At 70.4% G+C, this 4,444-nt stretch carries 3 protein-coding genes; 1 reads left to right on the top strand and 2 read right to left on the bottom strand.

All coding sequences use genetic code 11. The features are described from left to right. Nucleotides 1-401, bottom strand: a 401-nt coding sequence (locus VF330_RS16090; protein WP_330852403.1) for an alkaline phosphatase family protein, incomplete at its 3' end; no start/stop codon positions are given. Nucleotides 402-449: 48 nt separating this feature from the next. Between VF330_RS16090 and VF330_RS16085 the strand changes: the two genes are divergently transcribed. Further along, the gene (locus tag VF330_RS16085; protein WP_330852402.1) at nt 450-2,783 is read left to right on the top strand and encodes a Tex family protein; all 2,334 of its coding nucleotides are present in this window, start codon (nt 450-452) and stop codon (nt 2,781-2,783) included. Nucleotides 2,784-2,850: 67 nt separating this feature from the next. Here VF330_RS16085 and VF330_RS16080 read toward each other — a convergent pair whose 3' ends face one another. Continuing rightward, nucleotides 2,851-4,086, bottom strand: coding sequence for an ABC transporter substrate-binding protein (locus VF330_RS16080; RefSeq protein WP_330852401.1), 1,236 nt, complete (start codon nt 4,084-4,086; stop codon nt 2,851-2,853). Between the last annotated feature and the right edge of the window lie 358 nt (nt 4,087-4,444).

Raw genomic sequence — 4,444 nt, 5'->3', positions numbered from 1 at the left:
GCGCGTTCGAACACCGTCGGGTGCGGCTGCACGACCTCGGGCACGAGCGCCTTGCGCAGGTCGTGGTGGTGGTCGCCGGCCCGTGTCCAGCTCAGCGAGTTGAGCACCTCGTCGCCCACGGCGAACGTGTAGCCGACGATGCCGTGCTCACCGGACAGCAGCCCGGTGCCGATCGAGGCGAGGCTGGTGGCGGTCGACGACGGGAAGCCCGCGTCGATCCGCCGCGGCGCGAGGCCCGAGAGGAACGGCGCGTGCCCGGCGTGCGCCTGGAGGAGCTCGTGCCCGAGCCCGTCGACGAGCAGCAGGACGACACGCCGGGCCGGCGGCAGGCCGAGCGTGTTGTCGGCACCCGGAACGTCCAGGCCCGACAGCAATGAGGGGACGACCTCGGCGATGGTCACCCGGACACCGTGCCACGCCGGATCGGGCAGCGGGCAGAATGGCGCGCTGTGACAACGCTCATCCACCAGAAGATCGCTGACGAGCTCGGCGTGGCCGCGGGCCAGGTCGGCTCTGCTGTCGAGCTGCTCGACGGTGGCGCGACCGTCCCGTTCGTCGCCCGCTACCGCAAGGAGGCGACCGGCGGTCTCGACGACGCCCAGCTGCGCACGCTCGAGGAACGCCTCGGCTACCTGCGCGAACTGGAGGAGCGCCGCGCGGCCGTCCTCAACTCGATCCGCGAGCAGGGCAAGCTCACCGACGCCCTGGAGGCGCAGGTCCTCGCCGCCGACTCCAAGGCGCGGCTCGAGGACCTCTACCTGCCGTACAAGCAGAAGCGCCGCACGAAGGCCCAGATCGCGAAGGAAGCAGGCCTGGAGCCGCTGGCCGACGCACTTCTGGGTGATCCCGGCCTGAACCCGCAGGACGAGGCCGCGAAGTTCGTCGACCCCGCGAAGGAGGTCGCCGACGCGGCGGCCGCCCTGCAGGGCGCGCGGGCCATCCTGGTCGAGCGGTTCGGCGAGGACGGCGACCTGATCGGCGAGCTGCGCGAGCAGATGTGGACGCGCGGCCGCGTCGTCTCCAAGGTCCGCGAGGGCAAGGAGACCGACGGCGCCAAGTTCTCCGACTACTTCGAGTTCGACGAGCCGTTCGCGAAGCTGCCGTCGCACCGCATCCTGGCGCTGTTCCGCGGCGAGAAGGAGGAGGTCCTCGACCTCGTCCTGGAGCCGGAGGAGCCGCGCGAGGAAGGCCCCTCGTCGTTCGAGGTGCGCATCGCCGCCCGGTTCGGCATCGACGACCGGGGCCGCCCCGGCGACAAGTGGCTCACCGACACCGTGCGCTGGGCGTGGCGGACCCGCATCCTCGTGCACCTGGGCATCGACCTGCGCGGCCGCCTGCGCGCGTTCGCCGAGGACGAGGCCGTGAAGGTGTTCGCCTCGAACCTGCGCGACCTGCTGCTGGCCGCCCCGGCCGGCACGCGCGCCACGATGGGCCTCGACCCCGGCTACCGCACCGGCGTGAAGGTCGCGGTCGTCGACGCCACCGGCAAGGTCGTCGCGCACGGCGTCATCCAGCCGCACGTGCCCGCGAACCGCTGGGACGAGTCGATCGCCAAGCTCGCCGCGTGGTCCAAGCAGCACAACGTCGACCTCATCGCGATCGGCAACGGCACGGCGTCTCGCGAGACCGACAAGCTGGCCGCCGACCTGATCAAGCGCCACCCCGAGCTGAACCTCACCAAGATCGTGGTGTCCGAGGCGGGCGCGTCGGTGTACTCGGCGTCGGCCTACGCGTCGTCCGAGCTGCCGGGCCTCGACGTGTCGATCCGCGGCGCGGTCTCGATCGCGCGCCGCCTGCAGGACCCGCTGGCCGAGCTCGTGAAGATCGACCCGAAGTCGATCGGCGTCGGCCAGTACCAGCACGACCTGTCCGAGTCGAAGCTGTCGCGCTCGCTCGACGCGGTGGTCGAGGACTGCGTGAACGCGGTCGGCGTCGACCTGAACACCGCGTCCGTGCCGCTGCTGACCCGCGTCTCCGGCATCACCGCCGGTCTCGCGGAGAACATCGTGCTGCACCGCGACGCGAACGGCCCGTTCAGGACGCGCACCTCGCTGAAGGACGTGGCGCGCCTGGGCCCGAAGGCGTTCGAGCAGTGCGCGGGCTTCCTCAAGATCCGCGGCGGCGACGAGCCCCTGGACGCGTCCTCGGTGCACCCCGAGGCGTACCCGGTGGTGCGGCGCATCCAGGAGGCCGCGGGCGCCGAGCTGATCGGCAACACCGCGGTGCTCACGAAGGTGCGTCCCGAGCAGTTCGTCGACGAGAAGTTCGGCCTGCCGACCGTCACGGACATCCTGAAGGAGCTCGAGAAGCCGGGCCGCGACCCGCGTCCGGCGTTCAAGACGGCGACCTTCGCGGACGGCGTCGAGAAGATCGCCGACCTCAAGCCCGGCATGGTGCTGGAGGGCGTCGTGACGAACGTGGCCGCGTTCGGCGCGTTCGTGGACATCGGCGTGCACCAGGACGGTCTCGTGCACATCTCCGCCCTGTCGAACACCTACGTGAAGGACCCGCGCGACGTCGTGAAGTCCGGTGACGTGGTGCGCGTGAAGGTGCTGGAGGTCGACGAGGCCCGCAAGCGCATCGGCCTCACGCTGCGGCTGACCGACGAGCCCGGCAAGGCCGCTCCTCGGCAGCAGGGCGGCGGTGGCGGTGGCCGCGACCGCGGTGGCCGTCCGCAGCAGCGCGGTGGTGGCCAGCAGCGCGGCGGCCAGCAGCGCACCTCGCCCCCGCCCGCGAGCGGGTCGATGGCGGACGCCCTGCGCAAGGCCGGTTTCGGCAAGTAGGACCGACGAGGAACGGCCCCTCCCGCGTGCGGGTGGGGCCGTTCCTCATGTGGCGCGAACGCGGTTGCTACCGGGCGCGCGTGCCCTTGGCCTTCACCAGGTCGGACTCGAACAGCTCCTCCACGGTCGTGAGACCGCCGGGCGCCTTCCGGTCGACCTTGGTGATGTACGACTGCGTCGCCGACGGACGTCCCACCAGCGAGTACCGCAGCGGCCCCGTCAGGCCCTGGGTGTCGAGGCCGGTGGTGTCCTGGAAGGCCTTCAGCACGCCGTCGCGCGTGAGGTCGCCCTCCTTGCAGGCCTTCTCGACGACGGAGAGGAACACCTTCGCGACGGTGTAGCCGTGGTCGACGTAGATCGCCGGCTTGTCGGTCGGGTAGTACTTGCCGAACGCCGCCGCCACCTCGCGCGGGCCGGGCTGGGTGCCGGTGAACGGCGCGACCGACGTCACCACGGACACCTGCTTCTCCACGGCCGCGCCGACGGGCGAGTCGAGGATCGCGGTGTCGAAGCCGACCACGTTGACCATGAACGGCACCTCCCACTTCAGCGCCGCCGCGACACCGACCGCCGCGGCGGTCTGGGCGGGCGTGGTGCTCAGCACGACGGCCTTCGCACCGGCGGCCTTGAGCGCCGCGATCTGCTGGGTGAGGTCGGCGGTGGTCTCGCCGATGGGCTGCTCGGCGACCTTCATGTTCCACTGCTGGCCGACGAACCGGCTGCCCTCGACGGCGTTGTCGCCGTAGCTGCCCTGGACGAAGACGTGCCCGACCGTGTCGCCTTCCTTGATCACGCCGCGGCGCTTGTAGTGGTCGAGGCCGTTGATGACGTCGAGGTCGTAGGTCGTCCCCACGATCATCATGTGCGGGTTGCCGAGCAGCGACGCCGCCCACGACGCGGGCGCCGTCAGCGTGCGGGTCTGCATGATGTCCGGCTCGATCGCGGCGGTCATCGGGGTGCCCGCGAGCTCCAGCAGGCCCAGGACCTGCGGTTCGAGGTCGAAGTAGCCGTCGAGTGCCTTCTGCACGTCGTAGGCGTGGTCCTTCATCTTGAGCTCGACGTGCCGGCCGCAGATGCCGCCGCGGTCGTTGACCTGCTTCAGGTACAGCTCGTAGCCCTTGATCCTGGTCAGCGCGGAGGCTTTGAACGGCCCTGTCATGTCCGACAGGATGCCGAGCGAGATCGTGTCGTCGGTAACGCCCGGCCCGGTTTTGACCTGGGCTTTCTCCTCGTCCGCGGCGCCGCAGCCGGCCACGAGGACGGCGAGCACCACAGCGGTGGGCAGTACACGGCGGAAGGGCATGCAGGGTCCTTGTCCGAGTGATCGTCACATACTAAGCGGTAGCTCAGTATCGGGCGGTGGCCCTCGTAGCGGCCCCTTATGTGCTACGGAACACAGATCCGTTGGGTTCATGTGACTACCGCCGCATTGCGGAGTGTGCTAGCTCTTCGGTGCCGAACGAAATGAGATACGGCGTCGCCGCTCACATTTCGGGTACTCGGGCCATGGCCGACGACGTCCGGTCGCACGCGGACCGCACGGGCGAGACGGCATCTGGAATGGTGGCCCGGACACGACGCGCGTGAAGTGCTGCGCGAGGTCGTGACGGCGATGGGAGGACGCGCGTGAACGAGGTCGACGCTGTCGTGATCGGCTCCGG

It is taken from the genome of Lentzea sp. (assembly GCF_036380075.1).
Lineage (GTDB): Bacteria > Actinomycetota > Actinomycetes > Mycobacteriales > Pseudonocardiaceae > Lentzea.
The sequence above is the reverse complement of the archived record's forward strand: the minus strand, read 5'-3'. Positions and strand labels throughout refer to the sequence as shown.

Excerpts from the sequence above, each read along its gene's own strand:
- VF330_RS16080 (WP_330852401.1), bottom strand. The coding sequence starts at position 4,086 with ATGCCCTTCCGCCGTGTACTGCCCACCGCTGTGGTGCTCGCCGTCCTC.